This window comes from Plantactinospora sp. BC1 (assembly GCF_003030345.1).
Classification (GTDB): Bacteria; Actinomycetota; Actinomycetes; order Mycobacteriales; family Micromonosporaceae; genus Plantactinospora.
Genome location: NZ_CP028158.1, coordinates 3,994,141 through 4,011,070, shown reverse-complemented (window position 1 = coordinate 4,011,070; position 16,930 = coordinate 3,994,141). Strand labels below are relative to the sequence as shown.

Here is a 16,930-nt window from a genome sequence, read left to right as displayed (position 1 = left end):
ACCGGGCGGCGCTGCCGGCCCAGTCCGGCCCGTTCCGCTTCGGTGCGGATCGGCCCGGCCTGTCCGCCCCGGTCGGACGGGGGTCTGTCCGCCCAGTGGCGGCCGACACTCGGCGGGGGGTCAGCGATTGACAGCTGACTAGGCTGGTCGGGTGACGGTGAAGGAGCAGGTGATGGCGACGGAGGCCGGCGCGCCCGCCAGCGGCGTGCGGCGACGGCGGTCCCGGCGCGAGGAGATTCTGGAGATCGCGGTCGGCCTCTTCGCGGCCCGCGGATATCACGGGGTCTCGATGGACGACATCGGGTCGGCCGCCGGGGTGACCGGTCCGGCCCTTTACCACCACTTCGCCGGCAAGGAGGCGATGCTGATCGCCGCGCTGATGCCGGTGAGTGACGGGCTGCTGGCCGGCGGCCGGCAGCGGGTCGCGGAGCATCCGGAGAACGCCCGGGCGGCTCTCGAATCCCTGATCGACTTCCACGTCGACTTCGCCCTGGCCAACCCGGCGGTCATCGCGTTGCACCTGCACGAGCTGGACCGGCTGCCGGAGGAGCCCCGGCGGCAGATCCGGCGGCTCCAGCGGCTCTACGTCGAGGAGTGGGTGGGGGTGCTGACCGCGCTGCACCCGAAACTGTCGGCGGGCGAGGCGCGGGTGCTGGCCCATGCCGCGTTCGGTCTGATGAATTCCACGCCGTTCCTCGGTGGCGAGGTGGACCGTCAGCGCCGTGCCGCGCTGCTCCGGGCCGCCACCCTGGCTGCGCTGCTCGCCGACCCGGACGACTAGACCGTCGTTCCCCGGACGACCGAACCGTCGTTCCCGGGCGACCGAACCGTAGTTCCCGGACGACTGAACGTTCGTTAACCTAGCCGCGTGGCGCTCGGGCGCCGCGTCCGACCCTCCGGTCCGCCGTGCCGGCGGGGGAGGTTGGCAGCGGTTCACCGAGCGGGGTCGCGGACGACCGTACGACGAGGTACGGCCGGTCGAGTACTGGGAGGTAGCGCATGATCGAGTCTCTGCTCGTCGCCAACCGAGGTGAGATCGCCCGCCGGATCATCCGGACCGCCCGGCGACTCGGCGTACGGACGGTCGCGGTCCACTCCGAGGCGGATGCCGACCTGCCGTTCGTCCGCGAGGCCGACGAGGCGGTCTGCGTCGGGCCGGCCGACCCGGCGCAGAGCTACCGCAACGCCGAGGCGATCCTCGCCGCCGCCAAGTCGACCGGTGCCCGGGCGATCCACCCCGGCTACGGCTTCCTGTCGGAAAACGCGGACTTCGCCCGTACCGTCGAGGCGAACGGCCTGGTCTGGGTCGGTCCCGGCGCCGACGCGATCAGCGCGATGGGCGACAAGATCAATGCTCGTAACCTGATGGCCGCCGCCGGCGTGCCGGTGGCGCCCGGCACCACCGAGCCGGCCGGCACGGTCGAGGCGGCGCTCGCCGCCGCCGAGGAGATCGGTTTTCCGGTCATGGTCAAGGCCGCCGCCGGGGGCGGCGGGATGGGCATGGCGGTCGCCGCCGACTCCGCCGGCCTGCGCACCGAGTACGACAGGGTGCGCGCCTTCGCCGAGCGGATGTTCGGGGACGGCTCGGTGCTGATCGAGCGGTACTTCCCCCGGGTGCGGCACGTCGAGGTGCAGATCCTCGGCCTGGCCGACGGCCGGGTGGTGGCGCTCGGCGAGCGGGAGTGCTCGGTGCAGCGGCGCAACCAGAAGCTGGTCGAGGAGTCGCCGTCGCCGGCCGTCGACGCCGCGCTGCGGGAGCGGATGCTGGCGGCGGCGGTCCGGGCCGGCGAGGCGGTCGGCTACCGCAACGCGGGCACCGTGGAGTGCCTGCTGGATCCGGCCACCGGGGAGTTCTTCTTCCTGGAGATGAACACCCGGCTCCAGGTGGAGCACCCGGTGACCGAACTCGTCTACGGCGTCGACCTGGTCGAGGAGCAGTTGCGGGTGGCCGCCGGGCTGGCGCCGAACTTCGACCCGGACGCGCTCGCCCCGCGCGGGCACGCCATCGAGCTGCGGGTCAACGCCGAGGACCCGTTGCGGTTCCTGCCCGGCCCGGGCACGGTGACCGGGTGGACGGAGCCGACCGGCGAGGGGGTACGGGTCGACTCCGGATACTCCCTCGGCACCACCGTCACCCGGTTCTACGACTCGCTGCTGGCGAAGCTGATCGTGTACGGCGCCGACCGGGCCGAGGCGATCGACCGGGCCCGTACGGCGGTGGCCGACTTCGAGATCGCCGGACCCAAGTGCAACCTGCCGTTCTTCACCGAGCTGTTCGACAACCCCGAGTTCCTCGGCGGCGACTACGACACCGGCATCGTCGGCCGGATGCGGGCGAAGAAGTGACCGGGCCGATCGGAGCCGAGCAGCGGATGGGAGCCGAGCAGCGGATGGGAGCCGAGCAGCGGATGGGAGCCGACAAGTGAGTGCCGACCTGCCGAGTGCGGTCTCGATCCGGGAGGTCGGACCGCGCGACGGGCTACAGAACGAGGAGCCGGTACCGACCGACGGGAAGGTACGCCTGCTGGAGCTGCTCGGCAGCACCGGCGTACGCCGGATCGAGGCGGTCTCCTTCGTGCATCCGAAGGCGATTCCGCAGATGGCGGACGCCGACGAGGTGTGGGCGCAGGCCGTGCAGGTGCCGGGGGTGCGCTACTCGGCGCTGGTGCCGAACTCCCGGGGTGCCCAGCGGGCCCTGGCCGCCGGCTTCACCGAGATCGAGGTGGTGGTCTCGGCCAGCGACACCCACAACCGGCGCAACGTCAACCGCTCCACCGCCGAGTCGCTGGACGACATCGCCGGGCTGATCTCGCTGCTGCACGAGGCGGGGGCGACCGCCGAGGTGATCGTGGCGACCAGCTTCGGCTGCCCGTACGAGGGGGACGTCGACCCGGCCCGGGTGGCCGGCATCGTCGACCGGGTGGTGGCCGACGGGGCGGACCGGGTCGCCTTCGGTGACACCACCGGGATGGCGACGCCGCGCCGGGTCCGGGAACTCGTCACCGCGGTCCGGGACCGGCAGCCGGAGATCCCGGTGCTGCTGCACTTCCACAACACCCGGGGTACCGCGCTGGCGAACCTGCTGACCGCGCTCGAACTCGGGATCACCGAGTACGACGCCAGCGTCGGCGGGCTCGGCGGCTGCCCGTACGCCCCGGGTGCGAGCGGGAACGTGGCCACCGAGGAGGTGGTGCACATGCTGCACGACATGGGCATCGAGACCGGTGTCGACCTGGACGCGCTGCTGGAGGCGGCGGCCTACGCCGAGCGGCTCGTCGGCCGGGAGCTGCCCTCCGGGGTGCTCCGGGCCGGCCCGCGTAGCCGGCTGGTCTGAGCCGTAGCCGGCTGGTCTGAGCCGGGCGGGGTCGTCGCCGGGGTCGACCCGCTCGGGGGGCGGACGTGTGCCTCGGCAAGCACCCTGGTGGAGGTGCCCAACCCCCGCGCCGAAACCTCCCCACATTCGAGACGCATTGCTAGATTTGCATCCGTCACGTCACTCGTCTCGTCGACGGGGCCTCGCGGAGACGCGAAGGGTCGGGCCGCGTCGGTCGCCGCGACGGATGGAGGATTCGTGCGGACCGCACAGTCGCTGTTCAGCACCGCGCTGGTCGTCACCACACTCGGGTTGCCCGTCGCCGTCCCGGACGTCGCGGCGGCAACCCCGTCCACCGATCGGCCGGGCACGATCGACTGGTCGCCGTGTCCGGAGGACGAGACCGCCCAGTGCGGCGTGCTCAGGGTGCCCCTCGACTGGTCGCATCCGTCGGGACCGACCATCGAACTGGCGTTGGCCCGGCGCCCGGCCACCGATCCGGGCCGCCGGATCGGCTCGATGCAGATCAACCCGGGCGGTCCCGGTGGTTCCGGCAGGTTGATGGCCATCTTCGGGGCGGACCGGTTCGGCGAGGAGATCCGCAGCCGCTTCGACATCGTCGGCATCGACCCCCGAGGCGTCGGTCTGAGCACCCCGATCCGCTGCTCGCAGGACCTGCTCGACCAGGAGCCGTCGTTCGTGATGCGCAGCCAGGCCGACTTCGACGCCAGGCTGGCCTTCAACGCCCGGCTGCGGGCGGACTGCCGGGCGCGCAGCGGCCCGATCGTCGACCATGCCGACATGCTCAGCGTGGTCCGCGACATGGATCACGTCCGGGCGGTGCTCGGGGACCGGCAACTCACCTTCTACGGCCTCTCCTACGGCTCGTTGAACGCCCAGCAGTACGCCGAACTCTTTCCAGACCGGGTACGCGCGATCGTCTCGGACAGCAACCTGGACCACAGCCTCGGCACGACCGGTTTCCTCGACACCCAGGCGGCCAGTGCCCAGGACTCCTTCGACGAGTTCGTGAGGTGGAGTGACCGGACGCCGACCAGCCCGCTGCACGGCCGGGATGTGCGGGCCTTCTGGCACCGGCTGCTCGACCGGGTCGACCGGGGTGAGATCCCGTCCCCCTTCGTCCCGGACGTCGCACTGCGGCCGGAGATTCTGATCTGGTTCGTCTTCCGCGCCTTCTACGGGCCGGAGTGGTCCTTCCTGGCCGACTTCCTCGTCGACCTCGACTCCGGGGACGCGCAGCCGTGGGAGCCGGGTCCGGAACTGCCCGAGGAGACCGAGTACCCGCAGGTCGCGATCTTCTGCAACGACTGGAGCCTGCCCGTGCGCGACTACCGGGAGTGGGCCCGGCACCTGCGCCGGACGGAACGGATCGCGCCGGACCTGCGCTACTCGCCGGCCGCCGCCGCCCTGACCGCGGCCTGCCTCGGCTCGCCCGCCCGGATCGCCAACCCGCAACACCCGCTCCGGGTCCGGGACAGCGCCACCCCGCTGCTGGTCACGAACGCGCTGCACGACCCGGCGACCGGATACAACCAGGCGCTCGGGGTGACCCGGCAGCTTGGCCGGGACGGGGTCCTGTTCAGCTATCACGGCTGGGGACACGGCGTGTACGGCCGCAGCGAGTGCACCGACGACGCCATCGAGCGGTATCTGATCGACCGTACGCTCCCGGCGCGCGGGGCGGGCTGCCCGGCTGTCGAGCCACCTGCCGAGCCGTCGGCCAGCCGTCAGTCGGTCCGCCCGCCGACGACCGTGGACCGGCTCTTCCCGTACCGAATGGTGCCCTGGTCGAGGGGATAGCCACCGAAAGACGACCGCGCGGCGGACTGGCGGCGTAACGGCGGTGAGCGCCGCCGAACAGGGATAGGCTCGGCAAATGCGGCTGATCAAGTACACCCACGCCTGCGTACGCCTGGAGGCGGACGGACGGTCGCTGGTGATCGATCCGGGCATCTGGACCGAGGCCGAGGCGCTGGACTCGGTCGACCACGTGCTGGTCACGCACGAGCACCCCGACCACCTGGACACCGAGCGGATCAGCGGGGCGGTGGCCACCAATCCGGCGCTGCGGATCTACGCCCACGCCGACGTGGCCGGGCAGTTGGCCGACCTCGGTCCGGCGCTGGTTCCGGTCGCCTCCGGCGACGAGTTCGACGCGGGCGGGTTCCGGGTGCGGGCGGTCGGCCGGGACCACGCCGAGATCTACCAGGGGCTGCCCGGAATCCCGAACCTCGGCTTCGTGGTCGACGTCGGATCGACGGGCGGCGGGCTCTACCACCCGGGTGACGCGTTCTTCGTGCCGGACCTGCCGGTGGCGACCCTGCTGGTGCCGACCAGCGCGCCGTGGCTGAAGGTCTCCGAGTCGCTCGACTTCGTCCGGGCGGTCAAGCCTCGCCGGGCGTACTCGATCCACGACGCGGTGGTCAGCGAGCGCGGGGCGCCGATCGTGGACCGTTGGTTCGAGCAGAAGGCCGAGACGGAGTACGCCCGGATCCCGCCCGGCCAGTCGGTGACCTTCGACTGACCGGCCCCGCCCGCCTGCGTCGTGACCGGGCCGGGTGGACGGCGGGAGGGGCCGGCGTCCACCGGCCCCTCCGTCACGCGTCGCCGCCGGGGCGGCGGCTCAGCCGATCGGGGCGAGCATCGTGGTCGCCGGCCAGCTGTCCCGGAAGATCTGGCTGTCGACGTCGGCGGTCCGCGCCGGCCCGACCCGGGTACCGGCGAAGAGCTGGGTGACCCGGTTGGCCTCGGCCGTGCTCGGGTACGGGTTGGTGCAGCTCGTACCGGCGCTGCCGCCGGACATCAGCAGCGAGCAGTTGCCGTTGTAGTTGTCGGGCAGCCCGAGGATGTGCCCGATCTCGTGCGTCATGATCCGCAGCGGGCTGTACTGCGCCGCCTGCCGGGTGTCGATGTAGACCCGGCCGTTGCCCAGGCTGGTCCGTACGGCGTACGAGCCGCCGCCGGTGATCTGGTAGATCCGCAGGTTGGTGCCGCAGTTGGCCGAGAGCGTCAGGTTCGACGTGGCGTTGTTCCAGATCGAGGCGGCCTGGTTGGCGATGCTGGCGTAGCTGGGCGCCTGGCTGGTGTTGTAGCAGATGGTCATGGCGGCCGACGCGGGCGAGGGGTTGGCCAGCGTGATGCCGAGGGTGGCACCCGTCGTCGCGACGAACGCGACCAGTAGCCGGCTGATGCGTGAGGTCATGGCTCACTCTCCGATCCGGTGGTCCGTTGGGGGTGCCAGCAGCGTAGTTATAGACAAATGTCTATTACAACATCCTGTCCGGATACGTGGTCGTTCGGTATGACGGGTGGTCGGCTGGCCCGGGTGGGTCGGATGCAGTAGCCTAACGATCGTTCAGGTCGGTTGGCGCGGGGCGCGAAGTCCCGCCGCGGGCGAGGGGGTCGGCGTGACACTCGACGGTGCGGCGCTGGAACAACTCGGCAAGCGGGTCCGGGCCGGCGGAGCGGAGAAATACCACGCCGCCAACGCGGCCAAGGGCAAGCTCTTCGCCCGGGAACGGATCGCGCTGCTGGTCGACGAGGGATCGTTCGTCGAGGACGGGCTCTACGCCAACGCGCTCGCCGACGGGCTCCCCGCCGACGGCGTGGTCACCGGCCAGGCCAGCATCGACGGCCGACCCGTCTGCCTGATGGCAAACGACTCGACGGTCAAGGCCGGGAGCTGGGGCGCCCGTACCGTCGAGAAGATCATCCGGATCATCGAGCGGGCGTACGCGAACGGCCAGCCGATGGTCTACCTGGTCGACTCGGCCGGCGCCCGGATCACCGACCAGGTCGACCTCTTCCCCGGCCGGCGCGGCGCCGGAAAGATCTTCTGGAACCAGGTACGCGCCTCCGGCTCGATCCCGCAGGTCTGCGCGCTCTTCGGACCCAGCGCGGCCGGCGGGGCGTACATTCCGGCGTTCTGCGACGTGGTCGCGATGGTGGACGGCAACGCCAGCATGTACCTCGGCTCCGACCGGATGGTCGAGATGGTCACCGGGGAGAAGACCACACTGGAGGAGATGGGCGGGGCCCGGGTGCACTGCGCCGAGTCCGGCGTCGGGCACTTCCTCTGCAAGACCGAGGCGGACGCGCTCGACGTGGTCCGCCGCTACCTGTCGTACCTGCCGGCGAACTGGACGCAGCCGCCGCCGGCCGCCCCCGCCGTCGCCGCCTCCGACAAGGTCGACCTGGCCGCGCTGGTGCCGGCGAGCGAGCGGCAGGCGTTCGACATGCGCCGGTACGTCAAGGGCCTGCTCGACGCCGACTCCTTCCTGGAGATCCAGGCGCTCTGGGCCAAGGAGCTGACGGTCGGCTTCGGCCGGCTCGACGGCCAGGTCGTCGGCGTGGTGGCGAACAACTCGATGTTCAAGGGCGGGGTGCTCTTCGTCGACTCCGCCGACAAGGCGACCCGGTTCGTGCAGCTCTGCGACGCCTTCAACGTGCCGCTGCTCTTCCTCTCCGACGTACCCGGGTTCATGGTCGGCACGGCGGTGGAGAAGCAGGGCATCATCCGGCACGGCGCCAAGATGATCACCGCGATCAGCGAGGCGACCGTACCGAAGATCTGCGTCGTGGTCCGCAAGGCGTACGGGGCCGGCCTCTACGCGATGGCCGGGCCCGGCTTCGAGCCGGACGCCACGATCGCGCTGCCCACCGCGAAGATCGCGGTGATGGGCGCCGAGGCGGCGGTGAACGCCGTCTACGCCAACAAGATCGCCGCGATCGAGGACCCGGACGAGCGGGCGGCCTTCGTCGCGGAGCGGCGCACCGCCTACGAGCAGGACATCGACGTCGTCCGGCTGGCCAGCGAGCTGGTCGTGGACGCGATCGTCGAGCCGGCCGACCTGCGGACCGAACTGGTCCGGCGGTTCGCCGCCGCCCGGGGCAAGGACCGCAGCTTCTCCCGGCGCCGGCACGGCGTCACACCCGTCTAGCGGCCCGTCCGCGACCCCGCCCCGACCGCCCCGCCCGGCGCGCCACGAGCGTTCCCGGCGTACCGACCCGATGGAGGAACCCATGGACTTCCGGCTCAGCGACGAGTACGAGGCGCTGCGATCGAGCGTGCGGTCCTTCGCCCGCGAGGTCGTCGCGCCAGCCATCGCCGAACACTACGAGCGGCACACCTTCCCGTACGAGATCGTCGCGCAGATGGGCAAGATGGGGCTGTTCGGCCTGCCGTTCCCGGAGGAGCACGGCGGGATGGGCGGCGACTACTTCGCGCTCTGCCTCGCCCTGGAGGAGATCGCCCGGGTCGACTCCAGCGTGGCGATCACCCTGGAGGCGGCGGTCTCGCTCGGCGCGATGCCGATCTACCGGTTCGGCACCGACGAGCAGCGCGCCCGCTGGCTGCCGAAGCTGGTCACCGGCGAGGCGCTGGCCGGCTTCGGGCTGACCGAGCCGGGCTTCGGCTCCGACGCGGGCGGCACGGCGACCCGGGCGGTACTGGACGGCGACGAGTGGGTGATCAACGGCTCGAAGGCGTTCATCACCAACTCCGGTACCGACATCACCGCCCTGGTCACGGTCACCGCGGTCACCGGCACCAACCCGGACGGCTCCAAGGAACTCTCCACCATCATCGTGCCGTCCGGTACGCCGGGCTTCACCGTCGCGCCCGGCTATTCCAAGGTGGGCTGGTGCGCCTCGGACACCCACGAGCTGACCTTCGACGACTGCCGGGTACCGGCGGAGAACCTGCTCGGCCAGCGCGGTCGGGGCTTCGCCCAGTTCCTGCGGATCCTCGACGAGGGGCGGATCGCCATCGCGGCGCTCGCCGTCGGCCTCGCCCAGGGCTGCGTCGACGAGTCCGTCCGGTACGCCAGGGACCGGCACGCCTTCGGGCAGCCGATCGGCAACTTCCAGGCCATCCAGTTCAAGATCGCCGACATGGAGCGGCGGGCGCACACCTCCCGGCTCGCCTACTACGACGCGGCGGCCCGGATGCTGGCCGGCGAGGACTTCAAGCGGCACGCGGCGATCGCCAAGCTGCACGCCAGCGAGTGCGCGGTGGACAACGCCCGGGAGGCGACCCAGATCCACGGCGGGTACGGCTTCATGAACGAGTTCGCGGTGGCCCGGTTCTGGCGGGACTCGAAGATCCTGGAGATCGGCGAGGGCACCTCCGAGGTGCAGCGGATGATCATCGCCCGCGACCTGGGACTCTAGCCGCCCGGAAGACTCCGGCCGGCCCATGCACGGCTCGGTCGGCCGGCCGGTTGGTTTCCGCGATGGTCGGCCGGTTTCCGCGATGGTCGGCCGGTTTCCGCGATGGTCGGCCGGTTTCCGCGACGGCCGGTTGGTTTCCGCGATGCCCGCCGCTCAACCGGTCGCGGTCAGCCCGGCCAGGGCGCGGACGGTCTTCCAGTTCCGGGTGGTGGAGGCGACGGATAGCCGCTTCTCCAGGTAGGCGTTGTTGAACCTGCTCCGGCCGTACCCGTCCGGGTAGTGCAGGTAGAGGTCCCGACCGGTGTCGGCGACGGTGAACTCGGCGGTCTCGGCCCCGGGCACGGACAACTCGGCCACCCGGTCGGCCCCGGGCGGTTCGGCCAGGAAGGCCACCAGCAGTTTGACCTCGTCCGGCTGCCCGGACGCGTACGGGTTGCCGTCGGCCAGCGCCGCCAAATCCGGTCCGCTCCGGACCATCACCGCCACGTCCAGACCCAACTGGTCGGCGAGGGCCCGCCGGATCTCGTCGGCCAGCCGCTCCGGCCCGGCGTCGTCGCCGGCCCCGAAGACGACGTTCCCGCTCTGTAGGTAGGTCGTGACGTCGTCGTACCCGAGGTCGGTGACGATCCGGCGCAGGTCGGCCATGCCGATCCGGTTGTGGGAGCCGAGATTGACGGCCCGCAGGAGTGCGGCGTACCGGCCCATCCCCGCCTCCCCGGTCGACCCTGCCCGACGGTCAGCAGCGTATCTCGCAGCGGAACACCCGGGCGGACCGTACCCGGCCGGGCCGGAATAGGGACGCGGCGCCCGGCACACGTTGCGGATACTGCCCGGATGACGACGGAACCTGATGCGGGGCTGGCGGTCGCGGTCGGCGGGGAGGACCCGGAGCTCTCCGGGCGGCTCAGCGCGGAGCTGACGACCTTCAACAACGCGGCGACCGGCGCCGACGACGAGGCCGACCTCTCGGTCCGGGCGACCGACGGGGCGGGCGAGCTGGTCGGCGGCCTGACCGGCTGGACCTGGGGCGGCTGCGGCGGCATCAACATGCTCTGGGTCCGCGAGGACCACCGACGGCGCGGCGTGGGCGGCCGGCTGCTGCGGGCCGCCGAGGAGGAGGCCCGGCGGCGCGGCTGCGACCGGATGATCGTCTCGTCGTTCGAGTTCCAGGCGCCGCCGTTCTACCGCCGGCACGGCTACGTCCAGGTCGGTCGCAGCGAGGGCTTCCCCGGCGGGTACGCCGACCTGCACTTCATCAAGCGGTTGGACGGCTCGGAACCCCGGTCCCGGATCCGGGTCGTCGCGGTGCTCGACGTCCCCGAGGAGCACCTCGCCGCCTTCGCCCGCTACGAGGAGCGGGTGCTGGCCCTGCTGGCCGGCCACGGTGGCCGGCTGGAGCAGCGGCTGCGTACCGGCGACGGCCGGACCGAGGTGCACCTGCTGTCGTTCACCGGGCGGGACGGTTACGACTCCTATCTGGCCGATCCGCGCCGGGCGGCGTACCGGGCCGAGGAGCTGCCCGGCGTCGAGCTGGCCGCCCGGGTCCTGGAGGTCTCCGAGGTCCAACCGCCACCTGCGGCGGGTTAGCGGGAACCCGGGTCACCGCCGTCGTGTCGGCGGGCGGCCCGGCGCCGCTGCCGGACCAGGAGCACCAGCAGGGTACCGACCAGGATCACCGGGGCGGCCGTGCCGAGCAGCCAGTCGGTGCGGGAACCCCGGTCCGGGGGTACCCGGGTGGCGCCGGCCGCCGGCGACGAGATCTGGCCGCGGGAGTCCTGACCCGCCGCGACGAGCTGGCCGACCGTCGCGTCGGCGGGCAGACCGAATCCCCAGTCGAGGAGTGCGGCCCCCTGCTCCCAGCCGCGCTGCGGCTGCGACTCCGCACCGAGCAGGGTGACCAGCAGGGTACGCCCGTTCCGCTCGGCCGCCCCGACGAAGCTGTGCCGGGCCAGGTCGGTGTAGCCGGTCTTGCCGCCGAGCGCGCCGGGATAGCGGTGGAGCAGCTGGTTGTCGTTCCAGATCGGATAGCCCTTGGTGTTGTTCGCCGCCTGCGCCGGTACCTGCGCGATCTTCGTGCCGGCGTACCGCCGGAAGTCGGGGTGCCCGAAGCAGGCGCGGGCGATCAGCGCCAGGTCGTAGGCGCTGGTGTACTGCCCGGGACCGTCCAGCCCGGACGGTGTGGCGGCGTGCGTCTGGTGCGCGCCGAGCCGGGCCGCCTCGGCGTTCATCGCCGCGACCCCGCCGGCCTGGCCTGCGGCACCGCCGCCGAGCCGGGCCAGCACGTTCGCCGCGTCGTTGCCGGAGTTGAGGATCAGGCCGAGCCAGAGCGTCTCGACGGAGTACCGGCCGCCCCGGACCAGCCCCACCGCCGAGCTGCCCGGCTCGAAGTCGAGGTCCGACTCGGTCACCTCGACGACCTGGTGCGGGTCGAGGTGCGGCAGCACCGCCGCCACCAGCAGCAGCTTCTGCACGCTGGCCGGCACGCCGTACTCGTGCGGGCCGCAGCCGCCGAGTACGGCGCCGCTGGTCAGGTCGGCGACCAGCCACGAGGTGGCGGTGACCCTGGGCGGTTCGGCGACGCCGGACGGGGTGACCAGACCGGCGGTGGCCAGCGCCGGACCGCCGACCGCCGCATTCGCCGGATCGAGCGGGGGCGGGGCGGGCCGGGTGGGGCGGGGCACCGGCGGGCTCGGCGTCGGGCAGGGCCGGGCCGGCGTACCCGCTCGGGCTGGGGCCGGCGTAGCCGCTCGGGCCTGGGTCGGAGTCCTCGCCATCGCGGCTCCGGGTGCGCCGCCCAGCGTTACCCACGGCAGCACCAGGAGAGCACTGGCTACTCTGAGTACGAGCAACCGTCGGGTCATACTCCGGAGAGTAGTCGTCGTCATCCGTACGGGTGGCAGGTTCGGATATCGGACCCGCCCGCCCGACGCCCGGCACTCGCCGCGCGGCGCAGGTTCGCCAAGATTCTTGGCGAATTATGGCGCGTGCCGAACCATAACTCGCCAAGAATCTTGGTGGACGCACGCTCCGGAGGAGCGGATGCCAGTGTCAGGTGGCGGGGCGGTGGCCCCGGGTGAGCAGCAGCGCGAGGCAGGCGACCGTGACGCAGACGGTCATGCCCAGGAAGAGCGCCACGGCGTTGTCCCGGCCACCGAGCCCCATCAGCGGCGCCGTCACCGCGGCGAGTACGCCCTGGAGGGTGCCGAGCACCGCCGATCCGCTGCCGGCCGCCTTCGGTACCCGTTGGATCGCCAGCGCGGTCGCGTTCCCCATGATCATGCCGAGCCCGACGAAGAAGAGCAGCAGCACGACCGCGAACGCCCGGTCGAGGCGCCCGGCCAGGGTGACGGCGAGCAGGCCGCCGGTGGTGGCCAGCATGACGGCCAGGCCGATCCGGAGCAGGAGCGCCGGTGAGGCGCCCCGGCCGACGACCCGGGCGTTGACCGCGCTGCTCAGGGTGGCGACCAACGCACCGGCGGCGAAGGCGACGGCGGCCTGCCGGACGGAGAGCTCCAGGACGTACTGGAGGAAGAAGGGTGAGGCGGCGATGTAGCAGAACAGGGCCGCGAACCCGAAGCCGAACGCGAAGATGTAGCCGAGATAGACCCGGTCGGTCAGCAACGACCGCGCGGTGGCCAGGGTGGCGCGCAGCCCGCCGGCGTGCCGGCGGTCCGGCGGCAGGCTTTCGGGTACGCCGACCAGCGCGACCAGCAGGGTGAGCAGCAGCCCGACGGCGAGGGTGACCCAGACCGCGCGCCAGCCGGCGGCGCTGGTCACCACGCCACCGATCAGCGGTGCGGTGATCGGGGCGATGCCGCTGAGCGCCATCAGGATGCCGAACATCCGGGCGGCGGCCGGCCCCTGGGCGGTGTCGGAGATGACGGCCCGGCCGACCACCACCCCGGCCGCCGCGCTGAATCCCATCACGAACCGGAGCGCGGTCAGGGTCTCCAGGGTGGGCGCGAACGCGCAGGCGGCGGCGGAGGCGGCGCAGACCGCCGTGCCGGCGAGGATGAGCAGCCGGCGGCCGTACCGGTCGGAGAGCGGGCCGAGCACGAGCTGCCCGAGGGCCAGCCCGATCACGAACGCGGTGAGGGTGAGCTGGATTCCGGCGGGGTCGGTGCGGAACTCGTCGGCCATCCGGGGGAAGGCCGGCAGGTACATGTCGATGCCCATCGGCGGCACGAAGGCCAGCAGCACCAGGGCGGGGAGCAGCAGCCGGCGTTTCCTGCCGGGCGGCTCGCCGGTTGTCTCTGGCGGTGGGGGTGGGCTGGACTCGTCGGTCCGGGAGGGGGCGGAAGTCACGACCGCAAATTACTATACCTATATAACTATGTCTAGCGTTATTCTCGTGAAGTGAAACGAGTGACCATGGCGGACGAGACGGTTCTCCGGCAGGCGAGGACACTCGTACCAGTTCTGTACCAACTGAGCCGGGTGATGCGGCTGCACGGCGTCGACGCGGCCGGGCTCGGCCAACTGCCCCCCTCCGAGCTGGAGGTGCTGCGGTACGTCGCCGACAGCCCCGGCGTCTCGGTGAGCACCCTCGCCCGTGACCTCGGCCTGCACGCCAGCAACGTCAGTGCGACCGTCCGCGCCCTGGTGGCCCGCAACCTGGTCCGCCGCGAACCCGACCCGAACGACCGACGGGCCGTACGGCTGCACGCCACCGTCGACGCGGCGCACGGCTCGGCCCGGATCGAGGACGCCTGGGCCAGGATCTTCGCCGACGCGATGGCCGAGATCAGCGACGAGCAGCGGGCCGAACTGGCCGACGCCGCCCCGGCCCTCGGCGCGCTCGCCGAACGCCTCCGGGCCCGCCGCGCCACCGGACGCGGCTGACCCGGCCACCGAGCCCGGCTGCTCCCGCCCTCCGGTCCCGGTCTCGACCCGCCCCTGGTCCCGGTCTCGACTCGCCCCCGGTCCCGGTCTCGACCCGGCACATCGGAGCGCCGACCGGGCCCGACCCGGCACACCGGACAGTCGATTCTGACCGGATAGCGGCTGACGCCCGACTGCTCAGGGTGTTTGCATGTGCGCCGAGGGCGACGAGCGGGCGTCGCCTCAGGGGAGGTTCGGGGCATGTTCGCTGGGTTCGGACGGTGGCTGTGGCGGTGGCGCTGGCCGGTACTGGTCGGCTGGCTGGGACTCGTACTCGCCGGGGCGACCCTCGGCGGGCAGGTCTTCGACCGGCTGGTCGACACCGACAACCTCCGTCCGGACGCCGAGTCGCAGCGGGCCGACCGTCGGATCGCCGAACTCCTGCCCGAGGGGCCGACCGTGGTGGCGATCGTCCGGGACCGGGACCCGTACGACCCGGCGCTGGTGACCAGCGTCAACCGGGTACGCGCCGAGGTCCAGGCCGTACCGGGGGTCAGCGAGGTCGAGGACCTCTACAACACGGCGGGCGGCCGGATCGGCGCCGACAACCGCAGCACCCTGGTCCGGGTCGAGTTGGCCGACGGACTGCCCACCGCCGAGCGGGAGGCGGCCGAGGACCGGGTGGCCGCCCTGCTGCGCGGCATCGACGCCCCGCAGGTGCTGGTCGGCGGCGAGGAGCTGGCGGAGCGGGCCTTCGCGGAGCAGGCGATCGACGACGCGGCCGTCGGGGAGTCGATCGCGCTCGGGGTACTCCTGGTGGCGCTGGTGGTGATCCTCGGCGGCCTGCTGGCCGGGGTACTGCCGCTGCTCGCCGCGCTCGCCGCCGTCGCGGTGACCCTGCTCGGCCTCTACGGCCTGACCGCGGTCACCGGGGTCGGCGAGTTCACCGTCAACGTGGTGACGCTGCTCGGCATCGGCCTGACCGTGGACTACGCGCTGCTGCTGATCGCCCGGTTCCGCGAGGAGCGCGGCGGCGGGCCGGGCAGCGGCGGCGGGACGGGCAGCGGCGATCCCGCCGAGGCGCTGGCCCGGACGATGGCGACCGCCGGCCGTACCGTGCTGATCTCCGGCCTGGCCGTCGCCGCCGCGATGGTCGGCCTCTACGCCTTCGCGGAGCCGCTGCTCGCCGCGATGGCGCTCGGCGGCGCGCTCGCGGTGGCCCTGGCCACGCTGGCCGGGCTGACCCTGCTGCCGGCGCTGGTCGCCGTCGCCCACCGGCACATCCCGGCCCCCGGCGCCCGGACCTGGGTGCGCCGGGCCCTGGGCGCCGCCGCCCGCCCGGCCCGCCGCATCGTCCCGGCCCTCCGACGCTCCGGTAGCCCCGCCGCCCGCCCCGGCCTGCTCGGCCGGCTCGCCGGGTACGCGCAGCGCAGGCCCGGACCGGTGGCGTTCGGGGTCTCCGCCGGCCTGCTGCTGCTGGCCCTGCCCTTCCTGGCCGGCGCCAACCTGGCCAACTCCGACGCCCGGGCGCTGCCCCGGTCGATGGAGGCGCGGCAGGTGCACGACGTGCTGCTGCGCGACTTCGAGGCGGGCCGGGCCGCCCCGGTCACCGTCGTCGTCGAGGCGGATCCGGCCAGCGCCGAGGTGCGGGACCTGATGAACCAGCTCAACACCCTGCCCCAGGTGATCCGGATGCAGCCCCGCCCCGACGTACCCGGCCCGGCGGTGGTGATCGACCTGACTCCGAAGGGCGCGACCGGCGGCCCTGAGTCCCGGGAACTCGTACGCGCGGTGCGCGCCCTCGACCAGCCACTGCCGCTGCTGGTCGGTGGGGCCGCCGCCGAACTGGTCGACTACCGGTCGTCGGTCGCGCAACGGCTGCCGTACGCCGTGCTCGTGCTGCTGCTGGTCACCACCGTCCTGCTCTTCGTACTCACCGGCTCGCTGGTCATCCCGGTCAAGGCGCTGGTGATGAACGTACTGACCCTGCTCGCCACCCTCGGGGTACTGGTCGTGGTCTTCCAGTGGGGTGTCGGGGCGGCCCTGCTCGGGGTGGAGTCCTGGGGGGCGATCGACCTCACCACCCCGGTACTGCTCTTCGTCTTCGTCTTTGGGCTGTCGATGGACTACGAGGTGTTCCTGCTGGCCCGGATCAGGGAGGAGTGGCGCCGCTGGTCGGGACTGCGTACCCCGGCGGCCCGGACCCGGGCGGGGCAGCGGGCGGTACTCGCCGGGATCACCCGGACCGGTCCGGTGGTGACCTCGGCGGCGGTCTGCATCACCATCGTCTTCCTGGGTTTCCTGCTCGGTGACCTGACCGCGGTCAAGGAGATCGGCTTCGGCATGGCGGTGGCGGTACTCCTCGACGTCACGGTCGTGCGCGGGCTGCTGATGCCGGCGGTGATGAGCCTGCTCGGCGAGTGGAACTGGTGGGCGCCGGCCCCGCTGCGCCGGCTGCACCAGCGGTACTCCGGTGACGCTGAGCGATCGCCGGCCGCCGGATCGCCGGCCGCTCCGGTACCGGTTTCCGCCGAACGGTGAGGGTTCGGTTACCGGCCGGATCGGGCATCAGTGATCTGTCGGATATCTATGTCCTCTTCCGTC

14 protein-coding genes are annotated in these 16,930 nt (G+C 72.5%); 10 read left to right on the top strand and 4 right to left on the bottom strand.

Annotated features, from left to right (window positions below):
• Positions 1–172 precede the first annotated feature (172 nt).
• From C6361_RS17420 to C6361_RS17395, 5 genes are all read left to right on the top strand, one after another.
• Entirely contained in the window at positions 173–781 is a 609-nt protein-coding gene (locus C6361_RS17420) for a TetR/AcrR family transcriptional regulator (protein ID WP_107271007.1), read from the top strand.
• A 218-nt stretch (positions 782–999) separates the two neighbouring features.
• Positions 1,000–2,346 carry an acetyl/propionyl/methylcrotonyl-CoA carboxylase subunit alpha gene (locus C6361_RS17415; protein WP_107268362.1) on the top strand — a complete coding sequence of 449 codons (1,347 nt, stop codon included), beginning with the start codon at positions 1,000–1,002 and terminating at the stop codon, positions 2,344–2,346.
• Positions 2,347–2,434: 88 nt separating this feature from the next.
• Entirely contained in the window at positions 2,435–3,334 is a 900-nt protein-coding gene (locus C6361_RS17405; protein ID WP_107264516.1) for a hydroxymethylglutaryl-CoA lyase, read from the top strand.
• Between the two features lie 237 nt (positions 3,335–3,571).
• The gene (locus C6361_RS17400) at positions 3,572–5,134 is read left to right on the top strand and encodes an alpha/beta fold hydrolase (RefSeq protein WP_199853382.1); all 1,563 of its coding nucleotides are present in this window, start codon (positions 3,572–3,574) and stop codon (positions 5,132–5,134) included.
• Positions 5,135–5,210: 76 nt separating this feature from the next.
• Positions 5,211–5,858, top strand: a complete 648-nt coding sequence (locus tag C6361_RS17395) for an MBL fold metallo-hydrolase (protein WP_107263202.1) — start codon at positions 5,211–5,213, stop codon at positions 5,856–5,858.
• A 99-nt stretch (positions 5,859–5,957) separates the two neighbouring features.
• Here the strand turns inward: C6361_RS17395 and C6361_RS17390 are convergent, their stop codons facing one another.
• A complete protein-coding gene (locus tag C6361_RS17390) occupies positions 5,958–6,536 on the bottom strand; it encodes a snapalysin family zinc-dependent metalloprotease (RefSeq protein WP_107268361.1) in 579 nt (192 codons plus the stop codon).
• A gap of 205 nt (positions 6,537–6,741) precedes the next feature.
• Between C6361_RS17390 and C6361_RS17385 the strand changes: the two genes are divergently transcribed.
• Positions 6,742–8,274, top strand: a complete 1,533-nt coding sequence (locus C6361_RS17385) for an acyl-CoA carboxylase subunit beta (RefSeq protein ID WP_107268360.1) — start codon at positions 6,742–6,744, stop codon at positions 8,272–8,274.
• A gap of 82 nt (positions 8,275–8,356) precedes the next feature.
• Positions 8,357–9,505, top strand: a complete 1,149-nt coding sequence (locus C6361_RS17380) for an acyl-CoA dehydrogenase family protein (protein ID WP_107271005.1) — start codon at positions 8,357–8,359, stop codon at positions 9,503–9,505.
• A gap of 153 nt (positions 9,506–9,658) precedes the next feature.
• Here the strand turns inward: C6361_RS17380 and C6361_RS17375 are convergent, their stop codons facing one another.
• Entirely contained in the window at positions 9,659–10,210 is a 552-nt protein-coding gene (locus C6361_RS17375) for a DUF1697 domain-containing protein (protein ID WP_107268359.1), read from the bottom strand.
• Between the two features lie 129 nt (positions 10,211–10,339).
• Between C6361_RS17375 and C6361_RS17370 the strand changes: the two genes are divergently transcribed.
• Positions 10,340–11,092: an N-acetyltransferase gene (locus C6361_RS17370; protein WP_107268358.1), complete on the top strand. Its 753-nt coding sequence runs from the start codon at positions 10,340–10,342 to the stop codon at positions 11,090–11,092.
• On the opposite strand, the gene C6361_RS17365 is transcribed toward C6361_RS17370, so the two are convergent.
• Together C6361_RS17365 and C6361_RS17360 are read right to left on the bottom strand one after the other, a co-directional pair.
• On the bottom strand, positions 11,089–12,366 hold the full coding sequence (locus C6361_RS17365) for a D-alanyl-D-alanine carboxypeptidase family protein (protein WP_107268357.1): 1,278 nt from the start codon (positions 12,364–12,366) through the stop codon (positions 11,089–11,091). The two genes, C6361_RS17370 and C6361_RS17365, sit on opposite strands and share 4 nt — an antisense overlap.
• A gap of 187 nt (positions 12,367–12,553) precedes the next feature.
• Positions 12,554–13,810: a multidrug effflux MFS transporter gene (locus C6361_RS17360; RefSeq protein ID WP_199853381.1), complete on the bottom strand. Its 1,257-nt coding sequence runs from the start codon at positions 13,808–13,810 to the stop codon at positions 12,554–12,556.
• A gap of 51 nt (positions 13,811–13,861) precedes the next feature.
• On the opposite strand from C6361_RS17360, the gene C6361_RS17355 reads away from it, so the two are divergent.
• Entirely contained in the window at positions 13,862–14,347 is a 486-nt protein-coding gene (locus C6361_RS17355; RefSeq protein WP_199853380.1) for a MarR family winged helix-turn-helix transcriptional regulator, read from the top strand.
• Positions 14,348–14,587: 240 nt separating this feature from the next.
• Complete coding sequence (locus C6361_RS17350; RefSeq protein WP_107268355.1) at positions 14,588–16,867, top strand: MMPL family transporter; 2,280 nt, start codon at positions 14,588–14,590, stop codon at positions 16,865–16,867.
• The last annotated feature ends 63 nt before the right edge of the window (positions 16,868–16,930 follow it).